Genomic DNA, 18,065 nt, shown 5'->3' on the forward strand with positions numbered 1-18,065 from the left:
AGCATAGGTTGTTATCCATCTGTTAGTAGAATCAGTTTCATGACACTTAGTTGTTTCTTAAATTATGCATGTTCGCTGGATTTAAGGAGAATTCAAAAAGAATTTATAACCAGTTGGAGATGTGCTACTTGGTTTAATTTTAACTAAGACGACATCATTTTTGATATTACGATTGCCTACGGCAGAGCTACGCTTAACGCCTGATTGTGAAAATTGAATTTTCCCCGTTGCACCATCAGGAGAAAAGTTGGGATTATGCAAGACTTTTTGTAGTTCCTCACGAGTTGTACTTTGCTGCAAACCGCTAATAATAGCGACAGCTGCATCGTAACTTGTGGCAGAACGCCAAGTCACGGGACTACCCCAAAGTTGCTGGGCATTTTTTGCAAAGTTATTTTTCAAATTCTTTTCTGGATGCCAAGGTACGACTAACTCCAAACCATTGACATCTGAGCGTCCTTGTTGTAGTGTTTGGGATGTATAAAGGGTAGGACTGCCAAACAGTTTCAGCCTTCCTTTATTGGCTGCGGCTAAATCTAATGCTTTGTTAATTCTGTCTACATGAGGAGCTAAGACTAAGCCATCTGCACCGCTCTTAATAGCATCAGTAATAACTTTATTTGGGTTGAAATCTAGTGCTGAGAAATCGCAGGTTATATTGACAAGTTTTCCTCCATCTTTGTTGATAGCATAACTAAATTCGTCTTGAAGAGATTGAGGATTTATGACTCTTCCATCTACGCAAATTGCTAAATTTCTTTGATTGAGATTGTTGATAGCGTAGCTAGATAAAGCCTCAGCAATAGAACGAATATTAGGAGCAGTACGAAATATATAGGAGCCACATCCTAATAATTTGAAAGAAAAAAGGGTGGGGTAAATATTTACTAATTTCCTCTGCTGGTAAATGGGGCAAGCCACAACAGAAGCATCAGATCCATTATGAGCAATAACTGCTAAAATTTTCTGGTCTGCCACTAAGGAATTGGCAAGTTTTTCAGCAATGTTGCGATTATTACCGTCAGAAGCGATTTCTACTTGTAATAAATGTCCTCGAATGCCACCTTGTTTATTGACTTCATCTTGAGCTTGAGCAACACCCTGAAGTATTTCTTTAGCAACATTGAGATTACTGCCAATTGGAACACTCACAGCAATTTTCAAGATTTTAGCACTACGAGCAGCAGAAGCATTTAGTAAGTATATCCGCGACTCGGGATCGTTGGGCATCTTTTGCACAGATGCTTGAAAATGTGCTATTGCGTTGTCATAATCTCCTGCTGCGAAAGCTTGCACGCCCAATTGTTTCTCGTTACTAGGGTTATCTTGAACTAAAATTTTCTCACCCAGACTAATACGGCTTTCCATAGAGTCTTTTGGTTCAAAGCTGTAGCCAGTGGAGGCTTTGGGATTGCGTTTGACTTCTACTAACACAGCATTACCAACGCGATCGCCTGAAGGTAAAAACTTAATTGTACCTGTTGCTCCCTGTAGGGAAAAAGTACCAGATGATAAAGCTTGTTGTACTCCTTCTCTAGTATCCTTTTGTTTAAATGCTGCGGCAATTGCTTGAGTCGCATCAAAAGCGGTAGCTGTACGCCAGGTAACTAAGTCTTTATCACCCCATAGTTTGTATGCATTTTGGACAAAGTTTTTGTCGGGGGAGACGCTTCCATGCCAAGGAACTGGTACCACCATACCGTTAACAGCATCGCCAGCAGCCAGAGTGTTTTTGGTTTGTAAACTGGGGTTTCCTAATAACGTAATTTTGCCTTGATTTTCTTTGGCAAGTGCAATCGCTTTATCCATTCTGTTGACTTGAGGGTTCAGAAGTATGGCATCTACATCTTTTGCATTTTTTATAATCGTTTTTGGCTGAAAATTCTTGGACGCAAAATCGCAATTAATGTTAATTAATTGACCACCTTTTTGCGCAATTGCCTTCTCAAAATCATTTTTAAATGACTGGTCTGCTGCGTTAGAATCATTACAGGTACTTATTCGGTTTTTGCCAGTAGTTTTGGCATATTCAGCCAGAGCATCTGCAATTGTCGTAAAGCTGATAACTGTCCTATAGATATAGTTACCGTCGGTGCCATGTGGGCGATCTGTTAATCTTGTGGAGCTACTGGTTGGTGAAATCATCACCAATTTTCGAGCCTGATATTTATCAGAGGCTGGAAGGCTAGCATCGCTACTGTTATGCCCAACTACTGCTAAAATATTATCTTTATCTTGCACAAATCTATCAGCAACCTTTACAGCAATATCAGGATTGTTATCATCGTTGGCAATTTTAACTTTCAATAACTTTCCATTCATGCCACCTTGATTGTTTATCTCTTGTTGAGCTTGCGCCACTCCCCGGAGAATTTCTTGGGCAACATTCGGGTTAGTGCCAATAGGAACGGGAACGCCAATTGTCAGTGCTAGTTCATGACCAATCTTGGAATTATTCAGATATATTAACGTTTCTGGATCGTTAGGATACTGCTGTAAAGACTGTTGAAACTTACTTGTTGCTAGCTTGTAATTTTTCTGCCTATACGCCTTTACACCCTCTTGTTTATAGGAAGTTGTGAATGTTTTGACTAAGATTTTATTGCCATCGCTAAAGCGAGCACGAGATTGAAATTCATCAAGAACACGCCATGAAATCATACCAAAACCTACTATTGCACTGATAACAATAGCTGTTCGCAAAGCAACTTTTTTCCAATTTTGTTGTTGATGCTGTCGGGGATATTTCAGTTCTGCTGCTGCAGTATTTTGAAAAATAACAGGTAGCCACGAAGCACAAGGATACTGATTTTCCCATTCTTCTTGCAAGCGTGCACGAGCTTGTTGTACAGATGCATATAAAGATTCACCAGCCGCAAATGCGGTGAGAAAATATTCCAAAAAATGTTGTGCTATTATATCGGGAACAGGCTCGCGCATGACAATTGTATAGGAAATTCGCGCATCAGCCAAATTGCGTGCTAGTCCAAGTCCGTCGCAAGAGTTAAAAATTGCAAGTTTTAATCCTTTTTGGACAGCATGTTTGAGAGTATTGCGCAGATTATCCAACGGTAAACTCTCGTTGGCATTAATTTGAATCTCTCCGCAACTAGCATCTTGTTGGCTACAACTATGTCCCGCAAAAAATAAAATATCCCAAGATGGAGTCCACAATTTGTTTCTTAATCCTGGACATGATGGTTCTCTCAAAGGTTCAATGATTGCACCAGGTAATATTTGTCCGAGGGCTTGCAAATCTTGTTGAATATCGATACCATGACCGTAACCGAGAACAGCAAGGATTTTAACAGGAGTTGTTAACTGCTGTGTTTTTAACTTCTTATTGGATAGTTCATACTCTGGACTAACTACAATTTCTGGCTGATCATCGTCCAACTGAAAAAAATCCCATAAATGCCAAGGTAATCGCTGTAGCAGAGAATCTTGCGTTTGTAAAATAAAACGGGTATTTTTCCAATTATCAACTCTTCGTGAAATTCGCCGCTCTAATTGTCGTACTGATGGTTTATTTAACCATTCGTTGAAACTGGATAGAAAATCTTGAGCAGCTTGATTGCAAGCTTCTATAGTAGATACATTTGTTATTTGACTTTCAGGAAGGGTGATTAACCAATTGACTGGTAAATGACGATAAATTGTTTGCCAATTTTCGTAGTTTCTCTTAACTAGCAATGCGGGCGGTAACCTGCCAGAAAAATTTTCAGAATCTGGTCTACCTTGTTCACCTATTCTAACTCTGACAGGAAACCCTGTCTCAACACTGCCTTCTCCAATCTCGAAGATAACCCGCATGTTCACTTTTCTCACCGTGTACTAATTGACCTAGCTAAATGATAAAGTGTTCCGTAATATTTGCATTATTTACACTAACCTGAACTCCGAATCTTTCACCAAATTCTCCACAAAATTTTAATTGGATGTAATTATCAACAACTCTTGCTTTGACTTCAAGAAACGGTTCTCCATTTTCATACAATCCAGCTAATTGCAAGCCGGGTGGTAAGTAGGACTGATTTCCTATCGGATATACTCGCAACAGAACAGCAACAGTTTTGTCAGGTTTACATAAAATTGCTACCATTAAAGCCACCGGATTATTTGCTAGTTGCATCCCTAAATCCATGATGCGTCTAGCACTGATAGCAGGGTGCTTTGGTTCTATCGTCCACAAAGTTTCTGCAAGCTTCCAACGCTTCTCTTCATCTTCAGTTGTTTTTAAAAGCTGAGCAAGTACATCGGTAACACTAATAGAGTTAATATTATGGTGAGGTGATTCTACATCTTCGACTTGATTACCAGACATTTTTTCTAAAAGTTCTGAAGGTAAATTGTTTTCCCAACTGCGATGGGGAAATAATTGCTCAATGACTTTCCAAACTTCTTCTGAACTATCTAACTGAAATCCTCTTACCCCTCTAAAACGAAAGGCTACTTGAGGAGTTCTTTTACAGGATAATTCTTCAATACTTTGCCATTGAGATTTGTAGATACCTTCAAGCCATTGCCGCAAATGCACGAGATGGGAAGATTCTATTAATCTTTCTAATGGTTGTAACTCTTCAATGTCAATTTGTGATGTTTTAATATCAGGTAAAAATCCTCTGACTTTTCCTTCGGTGCAGGTTTTATTTAGTTCTACAACAACATAACCAATACGATTGTCCCAAACATCAGGAGGAACATAACAAAGGCGATCGCCTGTCCTGATTGCTCTACATTCTAAACGTCCCACTCCGGTAAGCAGTAAATCTGCAACATCTGCCATCAAGCGCCCGTATTGGTTCCAGCTATAACTGGCTTCTAATTCAGTCGTAATATCCAGCATTTCTAAGTAGCTATTGACCACTAGTACAGCTAGAGTATTTACATACACTTGTTTAGCTTTTGGTTGAGTTGGTTGTTCTTGGGCAAATTCCAGAGCAGTTTCTCGAAATTTAGCCGGAATGGGAATAGAGATGATTTGTTCTTGGGTAGAGTAACTCATAGCCGTAGATTCAAAAATTAGGATTCGATATGAAAATAACCTTCGCCATCAAAATAACCTTGGGAATTGCCAAAGTTGAGAAGGCGGGGAAAACACTGACGTTGATAGAAACCGCTGAGGGTGGGTATGGATTTGCCAAACTCTTGAGATAAATCTTCCCAGGGAGTTTCAGGTGGTAAACGACGTTCAATTAAGACTAGACAGTTAATGTCTGGGCGATCTTTTATATGGATGCGACGCAAATTATTGCCTTCTTGTTTTAACCATTCCTGAATTTCTTGTAATATGGGTGGTGCTTGCGATCGCGCTGGAATTAAATTTACTGGATCTAGTTCTTCACCATTTTGATCTTGTATGGGATGAATTCTATTATTACTACCAACCCTACGATGATCTTCCAACCTAAACTTCAAATACCCGTTGAGCCATGTTATGACACTACCTTTTTCTGAATTGTAGGGGTTCTTGGCAGTACAAGCCTCACAAAGATTGCAGCAAAAATATAGCCAGGTTTTTTGTAGTGCTTCCTCCGCATCAGGTACACCCGTACCCCGCAACAGTTTTCCTGTTTTTTGAATTAGTAAAAAAAGTTTGTGCAATCCTTTTTGACGTTCAATACTACCTCTCGGATGCTGACAGGTTTGTTTCACAAGTTGGAGGATTTGTACTTCTAATTCATCCATACTGTCATCGTCAGTCTGATTTGATTGTTCAGGGTTACCTGGCAATAGTCTTGGCATAACTTACCCCTACGTTATCAGTTATCAGTTACCAGTTATCAGTTACCAGTTATCAGTTATCAGTTACCAGTTATCAGTTATCACTGTTTACTGTTTACTGTTCACTGTTCACTGTTCACTGTTTTAAAGCTACTTTTCCAGATGTGATCTGATTTCGTACTTGCTATTTTTGTCTTCAGACTTAAGTTGATTGATAACTTTGGTAACATCGACACCAGTTGTCTGGCGTAACTGCTCCAAGAAAGACGCCATTTTGGGAACACTACCACCATTTGTAGCATCAATTACAGTCAAATTGTCTACTCGTACCTCTGGGACTCCTGCAGCTAACATTCGCAACAATGGTTCTAGTTTTTGGAAGATGAAGATTTCTCGGGCAGATGCACCAGCGTTTTGCCAAGATTCGGCGAGATACTGCGTCCCGGCTGCTTGGGCTTTACCTTCTTCTACAATGCGGGCTGCATCTCCTTTTGCTTTGGCGATCGCCCGTTCCGATTCTGCCTCTGCTGGTGCAACCACATCAGCTTGTAACTGGTTTTCTACCTTTTTGATGCGTTCGGTTTGCACGCCAACTTCTGCTTGCACCTTTGCGACTTGGGCATTGACAACCGCTTCTACCTCTGCGATCATCGCAGTCCGCTTTGTTAGCGCGTCTTTAACTCTGCGTTCCGCGTCTACTTTGGCAATTTCTAAATCCCGTTCAATTTGTTTGAGTTTAGTAATACGGTTGTTTTCTGAAACTTTAATTATTGCCTCGGCTTTCGCTTGGGCTTCTGCTATGCGTGCATCTCGCAATAATTCTGCCTGCTGCTTGCGTCCGATAGAATCCAGATAGCGTACCTCATCAAAGATGTTTTTAATTTGTAGGTTGTCTAGTACTAATCCCAGCTTTTCCAAATCGTCTTCAGCTTCTTCAAGTAGGGTTTTGGCGAAGGCTATTTTATCTTCGTTCACCTGTTCTGGCGTCAAGTTTGCCAATACTCCCCGCAGATTTCCCTCTAGCGTCTCCTTTGCCAACTGTTCTATATCCTTGCGGCTTTTACCCAAGAGTCGCTCAATTGCATTGTAAATTGTCGGTTCTTCTCCAGCAATTTTGATATTTGCGACTCCTTCTACTGTCAGAGGAATTCCGCCTTTTGAGTATGCATTCGATACTCGCAACTCAATAATCATGTTTGTCAGATCCATGCGGAAAGTTTTCTCTAATAGCGGGGTTTGAATCCTACTACCTCCTTTCACTAAGCGGTATCCAACGGAATTTCCATCATCAAGAGAAGTGCGACTACCAGCGAAAATCAATACTTCACTTGGTTGACAAATATAGTATAAGTTACGAATCACCCACCAAGCAGCGGCAGTTCCAGTACCAAAAATTCCCAGTAGTAAAGCGATTATTTCCATCATTTTTCTCCCGAATTGAAGTGTAATTTGTAGAACATTAAAACAGGTTAATTAACCTTATTAGCTTTGGGTAGGCAATCGCTCATTTCAGGAATTGCGTTCCTTTGCTTTTGTACCCAAAAGATGTGAGTTGGGGGACTTTACCCATAACTTGTTTCGCTGGGGTGCGTTCAACGGGATAACGAAAATGAGATCTGATTGCTTAGGTGCTACAAATACTAAATTCTGATGGGATACTGGTTTGTTAACCAATGCAGCAGATGGGTTCTGCGTTCCCAAAGTCACCGCAATTATGGTGATAGCAAAAGTTTTTAGGGTATTCATAAAAAACCTCGGGAGTTTGGAAATAGTGAGTCACTTAAAACCTTAGTCCTTTCCTTGATTGAGAGTTCCTGTGACATCAATACCAAGGGTTTGATTGACGCTTTCTAGGAACTGAAGCACGATTTCAGGATAAACGTTGACTAAACTGGCTAAAGATTTTCCATCACCATTGTCAATCACGTTTACTTTCTTGAGTTGAATGCGCTTGGGAATCTGCACTGCTTCTTGGAGTACAGTTTCAATTTGTTGGATTAGGAATAATTTGGAAGCATCTGTTCCGGTTTGCTGCCAAACTTGGGAGAGAATATCGTTAACTAAAGCTGCGGCTTTAGCATTTTCTTCCAAGGGGGCGGCTTCTCCTTTGGCGCGGATTTCTTGGGCTTGGCGTTGGGCTTGGGCTGGGAGGACTTCATCCGCTTGTAAGCGCAAGCGTTCTAATTCTGAACGTAGTGCTTGCAGAACTTGTTCAGCTTTTGCCTTCTTTTCTTGAGCAGCAGCTGTGGTAATCTCTTCTTCAGAACGGGCTTTTTGTTCTAGCTTTGCTTTGATTGTGCGGAGTTCGTTTTCTTTCTCCAGCACAATAATTCTGTCTTGGGTTTTGGCGACTTGGGCGTGTTCGTCACATTGGGCTTCTATTTGTTCTGCTTGTGCGATCGCATTTGATTCAGCAATTTCCGCATTTTTAACAACAAGAGCTATTTGTTTGCGTCCCCAAGATTTGAGATAATCTACATCATCAGAAACACTTTGAATTTTCAGGGTGTCGAGTTGTAATCCTAGTTTTGTAAGGTCGCGGCTAACATCAGAGGCGATACGGTGGGCAAAACTCAGGCGATCTTCATTAAGTTCTTCAGGTGTGAGGGTAGCGACAACACCCCGCAGATAGCCTTCTAGAGTTTCGCGAGAGACACGAGTTAATTCTGAGCGATCGCGATCCAAAAAGCGTTCAATAGCATTACCCACAACCGCTGGATCTGTGGAAATTTTCACATTAGCAATTGCTTGAATATTTAAAGGTGTTCCCCCCTTGGCGTAAGCATTTCGTACCTCTACCCGTACCGGCATAGTGGTGACATCCATACGCTTAACAGTTTCCACAATCGGAATACGAATAGCCCGTCCACCTAATAGCACTCGATAACCGACTTCTTGTCCATCCTGAGTACGCCACCTACGTCCAGAAAGAACCAATACTTCATTCGGTTTACAGATACACAAAAAAGACTTAACGAACCATACAAATACAACAGCACTAAAGATAGAAAGTGCAATGGGGATACTGCTAAAAAGTAGTCCTTCAACACTATTGTTGTCCTTGTTAGTAGGTGTGTCGATATTAATTTGTGCGACTGGCACTGTTGCTATATTTTGCTGACTTTTCATAGTTAGTAGTTAGTAATTAGTGGTTACTTGTTACTTTTGAGTGCATGGTATTTTGTGTTATATCTGATCTCCTGTTTTCCTCCCTCTCTACACAGACACCACCCATACTTTATTGCCCTTCATGCCAACAACAACGACACGCTCGCCTTGATGAAGTTGTTGAGTTTCGTCAGTAAAAGCAACGAAATCTACTAAAGAACCTTTAAGATTCACACGCACCTTTCCAGGACTGTTGTGAGTCAAAGGAATTTCCACCGTAGCAAAACAACCGATAATATTATCACTACGTACCAAGCTATCTACTACTTGGCGTCGTCGTTGGAGATAAATTAATCCAACTATTAATACACCACTGAAAATCCCCACAAAAACTGCAATTACAGCAATGATTAGGATTATGTTCTTCATTTCCCCCTGTCCAGTTGATGAATAAATCCGAATTAAAACTTTTCATTTCAAGAGAATCTTAGAGTGGTTTGGTATAACTCTATTGGTTGAAATTTCATAAAATGTTGCTATCATCAATACCCCCGAAACAGTGAGACTGTTCAAACAGTGAACAGTGATAACTGATAACTGCGGCTGGTACTTGATAAGTAAGACAGAGGATATAGCAGATATGCTATATTTCTGCCGCCACGGAACGCAGCTCAACAAAATGAATATCACGCTAAGTAATATTTGGATTAGTGTTGGCTCTATATGTTCTTCAGTTGGAGTGGAACAAAATTATCTATCTTGTTACATAACTTTACAATTGAGTTTTCTTCCGATAAAAAGTAAGAGATTATTTCAGCCACCGCCACCGCCATCACCGCCACCGCCACAGCTACCGCCATCACCGCCACCGCCACCGTAATCATTGCCGCCACAGCTACCGCCATCACCGCCACCGCCACCGTAATCATTGCCGCCACCGCCACTGTAATCATTGCCGCCACCGCCACTGTAATCATTCCTAATTACTGGAATGTTTTCTTCATACTCGTGATGGTAAGAACAGTTTTGACAGTGGCGGATTACCCTACGCCTTCCTGAATGACTAGTGGTTGCTCGAACTAAAACTTGTTGAGTCCGTTTAAGATTGAACGTTTTGCATTGAGGACAGTGTCGATTTTTAATGAAATTAGCTAGGCACAAAATAGCGATCAAAATAAACACAACAAAGATCCAAAAATTGAAGTTAAAGAAGTTGTCTAGTTGCCCATTAGGTTGAGACGGGTTGTTGTCTGGTTGCAACTTAGATGGCACTTCTTGTGCAGCAACATGAGTAAGCGTGATAAAAAATCCAACAAAAAAAGCGATTGATGGAAAAATGATTCGTTTAATCAGGCGTTTATTCATACTTTTCTCTTTTAGCAATATCACATGCGTGGCATGGGAGTGTTAAAAAATATTCCTATCATCAATACCCCAGAAACAGTAAGACTGTTCAAACAGTGAACAGTGATAACTGCTAACTGATAACTGATAAGTAAGACAGAGGATATAGCACAAATGCTATATCTCTGCCGTCACGGAACGCAGCTCAACAAAATGAATATCACGCTAAGTGATATTTGGATTAGTGTTGGCTCTATATGTTCTTCAGTTGGAGTGGAGTAAGATTTTCTTTTTTGTTACAAAACTTCACAATGAAGCTACACCTCAGTAACAAAAGAAGCTATGCTGTTTCGCATCCTTCCCAGAGGTTATCATAAAGTTTGATATGCATCGCCACAAACACCATGAACCCCGAAATTGCTCGTCATCTTTGGAAATTACTTTGGCAAGATTACAGCATCCGGGTGAGTTATGCCCGCATCTACGCACAAATGATCACTGATGCTGGTGGGACTGTTGCTAATGATCACATTGCTTTTCGATCTTTACGCATGGAGGTAGACAGTCCACAGGGTAAGGTTAATTTGGGTATTGACTATTTAGGACAATTTGCTGAGGCTTTGGGCTACGAGGCGGCTGGGGAATACTCTTTTCCAGAAACCCATCTTTACGCCCGTCACTATCGCCATCCTCAGCAAGAGGAATTTGATTTGCCGAAGTTGTTTATCAGCGAGTTGATTGTTGATGAATTGCCAGAAGAGACTGTTCAGCTCATCCAACAAACAGTTTTGGGCGTAAATTTATTTCATTATTCAGCAATTCTCCAGGCATTCGCTACTGAGACTAAACGCCTTGCCAAAGAACTCCATAGAATCTTTATGTCCCCTTGGCAACCTCCCCGGCGTTCTGTAGTGGAAGAAGTGAACAAGGTAACTCAATATGGTGCTTGGGTGCTGGTGCACGGTTATGCTGTCAATCACTTTACAGGCTACGTTAATCGTCAGAATACCCCAAAATACCCAGATATTGAGACTACTGCTCGTGGTTTAGCTAACTTGGGTGTGCCAATGAAAGCTGAGATTGAGGGAGACATTGCTAGTGGTTTGCGGCAAACGGCAACTCAAGCAGTTACTGAAGTTGTCACAGTCTTAGAAGATAATGTAGATGTGGAAATTCAACTTCCTTGGACTTATGCCTACTATGAAATTGCCCAGCGCTATATGGTAGAAGTGGAACCAGATCAGCAAGTGCTGTTTGATGGTTTTCTTGGAAGGAATGCCCAGCAGTTATTTGAAATGACGCGGTTGAATATAAATAAGAATAATGTAGAGACGTAGCCCTTCGGGTTCGCCAGTCGCCTGGCTGTCGGGAAACCCTCCCGCAGCGGTGGACTCACATGCTACGTCTCTACATCTGGTGTGTATTGCACCCAACATCAGAAACGCTATATTGGATAGGCGGTGAGAGAACTATAGTTAACGTCACTAAGCGGGAGACAATTGTTTGACTTTTTCTTCCATTGATTCCATCAGTGATTGGTAGGGCTGAATAAATTTGTCAATCCCTTCATCTAAGACAAGATCCATCACTTCATCCAGATTAATCTTGATATCTGGGTCTTTAAGACTGTCAATCAACTGATATGCTTCTTTTACCCCACTCTCAAGCCGATTAGCAACGTCACAGTGATCTGCGCAGGCTTCTATTGTTGCTGGGGGTAGAGTATTAACGGTATCTGAACCTATTAACTCGTTAACGTACATCACATCGCTGTAGGTGGGATCTTTCGTACTGGTAGAAGCCCACAATAGTCGCTGTACGTTCGCTCCTTTATCCACTAAAGCTTTCCAACGCTCACTCTGGATAATTTCTTTGTATTTTTGGTAAGCAATTTTAGCGTTAGCAATTGCAACTTTGCCTTTAAGGGCAACTAAGCGAGCTTCTATTGCTAAATCTTCAGTGCCAATTGTCTTAATTCTTTCCTCAACGATTTGGTCAACTTTAATGTCAATTCGACTGAGGAAGAAACTAGCAACAGAGGCTATTTTGCTAATATCTTGACCCTTATTTACTCTTGCTTCCAAACCTCGAATGTATGCCCAAGCCGCCTCTTCATAGCTTTTAATCGAGAACAGTAGGGTAACGTTGACATTAATTCCGTCGCTAATCACCTGCTCTACTGCTGGTGAGCCGCTGAGAGTACCGGGAATTTTTATCATGACATTTTCCCGCCCAATTTCACGATAATATCGCTGCGCTTCCTTGATCGTAGCTTTTGTATCGTGGGCAATAGTTGGAGGAACTTCGATGCTGACGTAGCCATCCAAGCCTCCAGACTCTTCATAGATAGGGCGGAAAATATCACAGGCATTGCGGATATCTTCAAAGATTAGGGATTCGTAAATTTTCTCAACAGGTAAACCTGCTTGAATTCCTGCTTCGATATCAGCATCATAGAGCACATTTCCGGCAATCGCTTTTTCAAAAATCGCAGGATTAGAAGTAATCCCACGGATACCCCGACTCGAAATCATGCCTTGAAGTTCACCAGACTGAATTAAGTCCCGAGTCAAATTATCCATCCAGATACTTTGACCGTAATCTTTTATTGTTAACAGCGGGTTGCTTGCCATTTTTACCACCAAATTCGATTTCCGTTCTCATCAACTCGTGCTTGTCGAATCACATCAGAGATTTGCTTAGCATCTTTTACATGGTGAAGTGCTTTTTTTTCACCATTTGGGTATTCCACAATAAAGTAGGTAGGAACCTTAATCCAGTCTCCTGTAATATCCGGTGAATCTACAGCAATTTGCTTTGCTTTTTCTTGAACGCTTTGCGGCTTATCAGCAATCACATCTCCGGGATTTACTGTTAAATTCTGTTCCTTGACTGATGGTTCTCCTTTCGTATGTTTACTTATACTTACTGGCTGGTCTATTTCTGATTTTTGTTGAGTTTTCATAGCTTTAAATAAGTTGAAAACGGTCTTACTCTTCTTAAATCAAGCCTAAAAAAACAAACACATTAACTCCTCTTTCAAGAGAGATACTTTAAAACTGACAATAACATCTTCAGGGATATATTTTGGCTATATATAGGACTCCTATTTGATTTCTAAGAAATGAACCGCACCAGAACGCAGAGCAGCCAGCCCTATGCGGTGAATCCAGCGCTATGCAGGAGATACCCGAAGGGGGGTTTCCCCAAAGTCTGTCGGGGGAAGCAACCCAAGCGACGAGCTTTGACCGTTGAGGCGTCTGGCGTGTCACAGAGTAAGAAAATCAGAGAATCTCATAACTGAGCGGATTGCTATAGCAGTCCTATTTCATTTGTGTGAAAGTGCCTGCGCTTTGCGCTAGAAAACAAAGTACATTTGTACATTCTTCTTAAGCGTTAAGCGTTCCCAATCTCAACGAGTAACTTCACAACTCGTTTATAATTGCTGTATAGTATGTTTTTTACTGATTTCATATTTTTTATTTCAAAAAATACTTTATCTTCATCAAAAATAACTATTTTTAATATTATGAAATATTTTCTGTTTTTAGCTAAAATGTGTAGTAAACAGATGGAAGTCCAATATACAAACAATTATGAGCAAGATTTTTCGATGATTTATCATGATAAACCTTGCTTATAATGATTGCTAAGATGAAAGAAAATTAAGAGTCTTTATAATTTTCATCCATCCAACAGCGTGGCAGGCTCTCACCAGAAGGAAAAAGTAATTGTTCTTTTTTATAATCTTCTGGATCTTGTTCTTCTTCTCCTGCTTGAAGTTGCCCAGAGACAGTAGGTTTCAATGGGCTAATCAGTGTTTCTAAGTCGTGTATTTCTACTAAATGACCAGTCTGCTTGTCTTGAAGAAGCATGGCGAAAATGGTTTGAATTACAAATTAGTTGGCTAGACAGCTTCTAACAATAGCCTATTGTTTTACGTGTTTCACTCACCCTAAGATAGAAATGAACACGCTACGTGCGATGCTCTTTTAGGAACCGCCAAGGGCGATGTGCCAGCAGGGCACCGCTACGCGATCGCCTCTAAAAAGATAGTTTAAAAATATGGAAATATGGTATTCTTCGTGAATAACTGTCAGTGGAAAAATTAACAATATTGTTCTGCTACGTCAGAGGTATATCAAAAGGGGGAACGTCTTGTCCACATATGATCAACTCAGTCTTCTGGTAGAACGTTTGCCAAACTTACTCTATTGTCGTAAATAATATTTAAAATAATTGTGAGGATTGCTAATCTAAAATCCTATTAGAGACGCGAAGAAACAGCATTTACTAAAATTAGGGTGGAGAAGAAATATGACTAACATAGTACACTCGAAACGCAAAAAAGCTTCCTTTCCGGTTGCAATATTTCTTTCAGCTTTGCTAACACTCCCACTGCTTACTAGCTGTGGAGGAGGTTCAAAAACTGCAGCACCGCCACCTGTTGACAATACTGTTGGTAGAACAGTGAATAATCCAGAGCCAGCAAACCAAACCAAACCGAAAAAGGGATTAAATACAGGGCAGAAAGTAGCAATTACATTAGCTGGTGCAGCTGCTTTATACTACCTCTACAACAGACATAAGAATAACGAAAAAGAGGGAGCGCAAGGTAAGTACTACCTTTCAAAGAATGGACGTGTTTACTTCCGGGATGCGCAAGGCCGTCCTCAGTGGGTAACTCCACCTCCTGGAGGAATTAAAGCTGAAGTTACGGAGTCTGAAGCGCAACAGTATCAAGATTTCCAAGGCTATAACGGGCGTAGTACAGGTCGTACTCTTAGGGACATAGCCCCTGCAAACGCTCCATACTAAATATAGTGCCTCCAGTGTTGAGTGCAATACATCCTTTCATGATCTAAAATGCGGTGTGGCTGTGCCTTCCGCATTATTCGTATCTCCAGCCCGCCCATGGAGATGGACTTTGTGCTCACTGTAAGCTGTACTCCCTATTAAGGGTAAGAAGAAAAAGACATCGCCGGAACAGATGCGATCTGCCGAACGCTCATGCTGAGCGCTTTGCGCTTAGGCAGCAGCGTTTGCGCAGCGCCAAAGTCTGCCGGGGGGATACTCCCCCCGGCGAGCTTTGCCCCTTAGGGGCTAGCTATCGCTTTGAGCAGAATCGGAACCTTTAACCACGGAAGTCCAAGAAGTTGCAGAAAAATTAGTGATGGCTAATTGTTATGACCTCAAAATAGCTGCACAAATGCTTTTCGTATAATCGCGACTTTCTCACTTTGGAGTATTGTAAAATTTCATTGATTACAGCGCATTGCAACTAATTGAGGTACAACGCTCTTGTCTAAAAGTCAGGCAGAAAGGGATTTTTACTTCTGACTTCTGACTTCTTATATACAATTGTTCAAGCGAGTCTCTTTCTTCTTCCAACCATAATTTCATACAAACTTTTCTGATTAAGCATTATTGGCTACAAATCATTTAAGGTAAGAATAAGTATCTATGACAGGACTGTTAGAGATCAATTATTATACAGGTAATAGTTAAACATAACCAGCAAACGCACCACCTCTGATCCATGCAAGATTTTAGTCAATTGCTGTCCCTTAAAGTTAACGCAATCGCACAAAATTGGGTGGAAATCGTAGCCCAAGATAGACAAATCAAAAGTACCGAAAACCTTTCACGCACAGCAATTCAAGATCATATTCCTTATGTTCTTACTGCTTTGGTCACAGTGCTGGCTCAAACTGAACAGAGTGATGTCAGGACAATTGTAGAAGCGAGTTTGCAACATGGTCTTGAGAGAGCAGAACAAGGCTTTGATCCCACGGAGGTTGTACGAGAATATCACCTGCTGCGCGTAACTATCATTTCTCATTTGCGTCCTGAATTGTCGCAAGGAACGGCTGAAGAGGTTTTACGGGCGGTGTCACTAATTAATACAGTTGTAGATGAAGCAATCGCCCAATGCTTTAAAAGTTATGTTAAACAGCGTTTCCAAGAACTGGAGAAATTACAAAACCATTTAACTTTAACTGTAGAAGAATTGAGGCGGTTAGTTCTTAGTAGCCAAGATCACATGAGCCTGCTAGCACATGAACTGAAAACACCGCTGAACTCAATCATTGGCTATTCAGAATTATTCTTGCGTCAACAGCGCTCCTCTCAGCAACAAATAAGAGATACTATTCCCAGTGTAGAACACATTGAGCGTGTAGTGCGCAATGCTCATCAGTTGCTTCACCTAATTAATGATGCCTTAGAGCTTTCTCGGTATGAAACGGGCAACATGCAGTTGCACTTAGCATCTACAGATGTGCGTTCTGTGATTAATATAGTTATCGAAACTATGCAGCCCTTAGCTGATGCGCAGGCATTAGAACTTGTACTGCTTTGTGATGATTTACCAAAACAAGTGATCACAGATCCGTTACGACTGCAACAGATTTTGACAAATTTAATTAGCAATGCTATTCGTTACACGCAAACAGGTAGCATTGCGATTGAGTGTCACAATATAGAGAGCAGTCAGTGGATGTTTGCAGTGACTGATACAGGAATTGGTATTCCTCCTGAAGATCAAGAGCGCATTTTTGAGCCATTTGCTCGCGCTCAACACTCCCACAGACCTCATCCCCCCAATAGCACAGGCTTAGGACTAGCCATAGTTACACGACTTGTAAAGTTATTGCAAGGCAAAATCACTGTCAAATCTCTAGTAGGAGTTGGTTCTACTTTTACAGTCATTCTACCATTGGAAGTAAGAACTTAGGAAGAGGTGATATCTTCAACTTCGTGATTGCGTTTGGTTGCGGTGGTTTTGACAAAGAGCAACTTAAAGGTGGTATAAGCCCTTGGCTTTAGCTTGTGCGTATCGCCATTTACGACGATCCCAGCTCAGTTAAGAGCGAACTACGATTAATTCACCTAGGTGAAGCAATGATGAGCAAATAAGCATTGATTCAAAAAGTGGTCAAGCAGAAAAAGCAATTTCTACTTGACCACAACGGGTGTAAATGGTACCAAAAAACTTTGTTGGAACTATACTGTAGTTAGCTCAAACGTTTTGAGATATTTCAGCCGATAATTTCTTTTTTGATTGAGTCCACTTTTGCACCTAATTCTTGCCGAGTAGGACCTTTGAGTAAATAGCGGAAAGTAAACCAAATTGTGTAACCAATCCCTGTTAACTCCAGCAGCGGACTTAGGAGCGGAATATCATTGATTGCATCTAGCACCGCCAATATTAGCCTGAGTAGAGTCACCGTCACTACAAGTAAAGCAAAGCTAATAACTGGTAGCTTATATTCGTTGACAAACCTACCTAAGTATTCGGGTAGTTCTGCCAAAAAGGTAGAAATTTGTCCACCAAACTGCTGCAATTCCTCTTCAGTTTCAGTCGCAGGTGGTAGCATTGCCAAAGTTCCTGGTTCTGAAGCTTCAAGTGCTTTGATGCCTTCTTTTATCTTGGCATCAGTGTATTCAGCTTGTTGTAATTCGCTGTCCATAATACTTGCTCCCTCTCAAATAACAACAATTTTTTCTACTTATATTTATGGTACTAGCCTAGCATGTCATAAACTGCTGCAACTACAGGATATTCGTCAGCTTTATTGCCAACACACTCTGTAATTTCAGCACCACTTTATCTGATGATTGCGATCTTTCTCCTGCACAACCACAAATACTCTGTTGATTGGCAAACCAGAATCTCTCAATTTATACAGCTCACATTTTGCACAGAGTAATGAGTAAATACGCTTACAGTACACTGATTCAAACCGAAGACCATCCTTACTTCCTCCTAAGCGCTAAAATTATTTGTACAAGAATCTTCTAAATGAAGTTAATCATATTAATACTATTTTTTAACGAAATGTTCACCCATCTTTTGGGATAAGTTTTCTCTTTATCAAATTGAAAAA

Annotated in this window: 15 protein-coding genes; 3 read left to right on the forward strand and 12 right to left on the reverse strand. The window is 40.9% G+C overall.

From position 1 onward, the window contains the following. Nucleotides 1-81: 81 nt before the first annotated feature. From AC5590_RS09890 to AC5590_RS09925, 8 genes are all read right to left on the reverse strand, one after another. Nucleotides 82-3,813, reverse strand: coding sequence for an ABC transporter substrate-binding protein (locus AC5590_RS09890; protein WP_169263767.1), 3,732 nt, complete (start codon nt 3,811-3,813; stop codon nt 82-84). 34 nt (nt 3,814-3,847) lie between these two features. Further along, nucleotides 3,848-5,005: a DUF1822 family protein gene (locus AC5590_RS09895; protein WP_169263768.1), complete on the reverse strand. Its 1,158-nt coding sequence runs from the start codon at nt 5,003-5,005 to the stop codon at nt 3,848-3,850. 17 nt (nt 5,006-5,022) lie between these two features. Beyond that, complete coding sequence (locus AC5590_RS09900; RefSeq protein WP_246163166.1) at nt 5,023-5,745, reverse strand: sigma-70 family RNA polymerase sigma factor; 723 nt, start codon at nt 5,743-5,745, stop codon at nt 5,023-5,025. A 129-nt stretch (nt 5,746-5,874) separates the two neighbouring features. Further along, a complete protein-coding gene (locus AC5590_RS09905; protein ID WP_169263797.1) occupies nt 5,875-7,146 on the reverse strand; it encodes an SPFH domain-containing protein in 1,272 nt (423 codons plus the stop codon). 87 nt (nt 7,147-7,233) lie between these two features. Next, nucleotides 7,234-7,470, reverse strand: coding sequence for a hypothetical protein (locus AC5590_RS09910; RefSeq protein ID WP_169263769.1), 237 nt, complete (start codon nt 7,468-7,470; stop codon nt 7,234-7,236). Between the two features lie 42 nt (nt 7,471-7,512). Further along, a complete protein-coding gene (locus AC5590_RS09915; RefSeq protein ID WP_169263770.1) occupies nt 7,513-8,853 on the reverse strand; it encodes a flotillin family protein in 1,341 nt (446 codons plus the stop codon). 87 nt (nt 8,854-8,940) lie between these two features. Next, entirely contained in the window at nt 8,941-9,261 is a 321-nt protein-coding gene (locus AC5590_RS09920) for an NfeD family protein (RefSeq protein WP_169263771.1), read from the reverse strand. A gap of 384 nt (nt 9,262-9,645) precedes the next feature. Then, nucleotides 9,646-10,197: a hypothetical protein gene (locus AC5590_RS09925; protein ID WP_169263772.1), complete on the reverse strand. Its 552-nt coding sequence runs from the start codon at nt 10,195-10,197 to the stop codon at nt 9,646-9,648. Nucleotides 10,198-10,580: 383 nt separating this feature from the next. Between AC5590_RS09925 and AC5590_RS09930 the strand changes: the two genes are divergently transcribed. Next, the gene (locus tag AC5590_RS09930; protein WP_169263773.1) at nt 10,581-11,513 is read left to right on the forward strand and encodes a DUF1338 domain-containing protein; all 933 of its coding nucleotides are present in this window, start codon (nt 10,581-10,583) and stop codon (nt 11,511-11,513) included. Between the two features lie 147 nt (nt 11,514-11,660). On the opposite strand, the gene tal is transcribed toward AC5590_RS09930, so the two are convergent. The 3 genes from tal to AC5590_RS09945 form a co-directional block, all read right to left on the reverse strand. Beyond that, on the reverse strand, nt 11,661-12,809 hold the full coding sequence (gene tal / locus AC5590_RS09935; RefSeq protein ID WP_169263774.1) for a transaldolase: 1,149 nt from the start codon (nt 12,807-12,809) through the stop codon (nt 11,661-11,663). Nucleotides 12,810-12,811: 2 nt separating this feature from the next. Then, entirely contained in the window at nt 12,812-13,141 is a 330-nt protein-coding gene (locus AC5590_RS09940; RefSeq protein WP_169263775.1) for a hypothetical protein, read from the reverse strand. Nucleotides 13,142-13,841: 700 nt separating this feature from the next. Then, nucleotides 13,842-14,051 carry an acetyltransferase gene (locus AC5590_RS09945; RefSeq protein ID WP_169263776.1) on the reverse strand — a complete coding sequence of 70 codons (210 nt, stop codon included), beginning with the start codon at nt 14,049-14,051 and terminating at the stop codon, nt 13,842-13,844. A gap of 442 nt (nt 14,052-14,493) precedes the next feature. On the opposite strand from AC5590_RS09945, the gene AC5590_RS09950 reads away from it, so the two are divergent. Together AC5590_RS09950 and AC5590_RS09955 are read left to right on the forward strand one after the other, a co-directional pair. Beyond that, nucleotides 14,494-14,994 (forward strand): hypothetical protein, encoded by a 501-nt coding sequence (locus tag AC5590_RS09950; protein WP_169263777.1) that lies wholly within the window; start codon nt 14,494-14,496, stop codon nt 14,992-14,994. 721 nt (nt 14,995-15,715) lie between these two features. Next, nucleotides 15,716-16,912, forward strand: coding sequence for a sensor histidine kinase (locus AC5590_RS09955; protein ID WP_169263778.1), 1,197 nt, complete (start codon nt 15,716-15,718; stop codon nt 16,910-16,912). Nucleotides 16,913-17,216: 304 nt separating this feature from the next. On the opposite strand, the gene AC5590_RS09960 is transcribed toward AC5590_RS09955, so the two are convergent. After that, nucleotides 17,217-17,648: a CAAD domain-containing protein gene (locus AC5590_RS09960; protein ID WP_169263779.1), complete on the reverse strand. Its 432-nt coding sequence runs from the start codon at nt 17,646-17,648 to the stop codon at nt 17,217-17,219. Between the last annotated feature and the right edge of the window lie 417 nt (nt 17,649-18,065).

It is taken from the genome of Brasilonema octagenarum UFV-OR1, assembly GCF_963888615.1.
GTDB lineage: Bacteria > Cyanobacteriota > Cyanobacteriia > Cyanobacteriales > Nostocaceae > Brasilonema > Brasilonema sennae.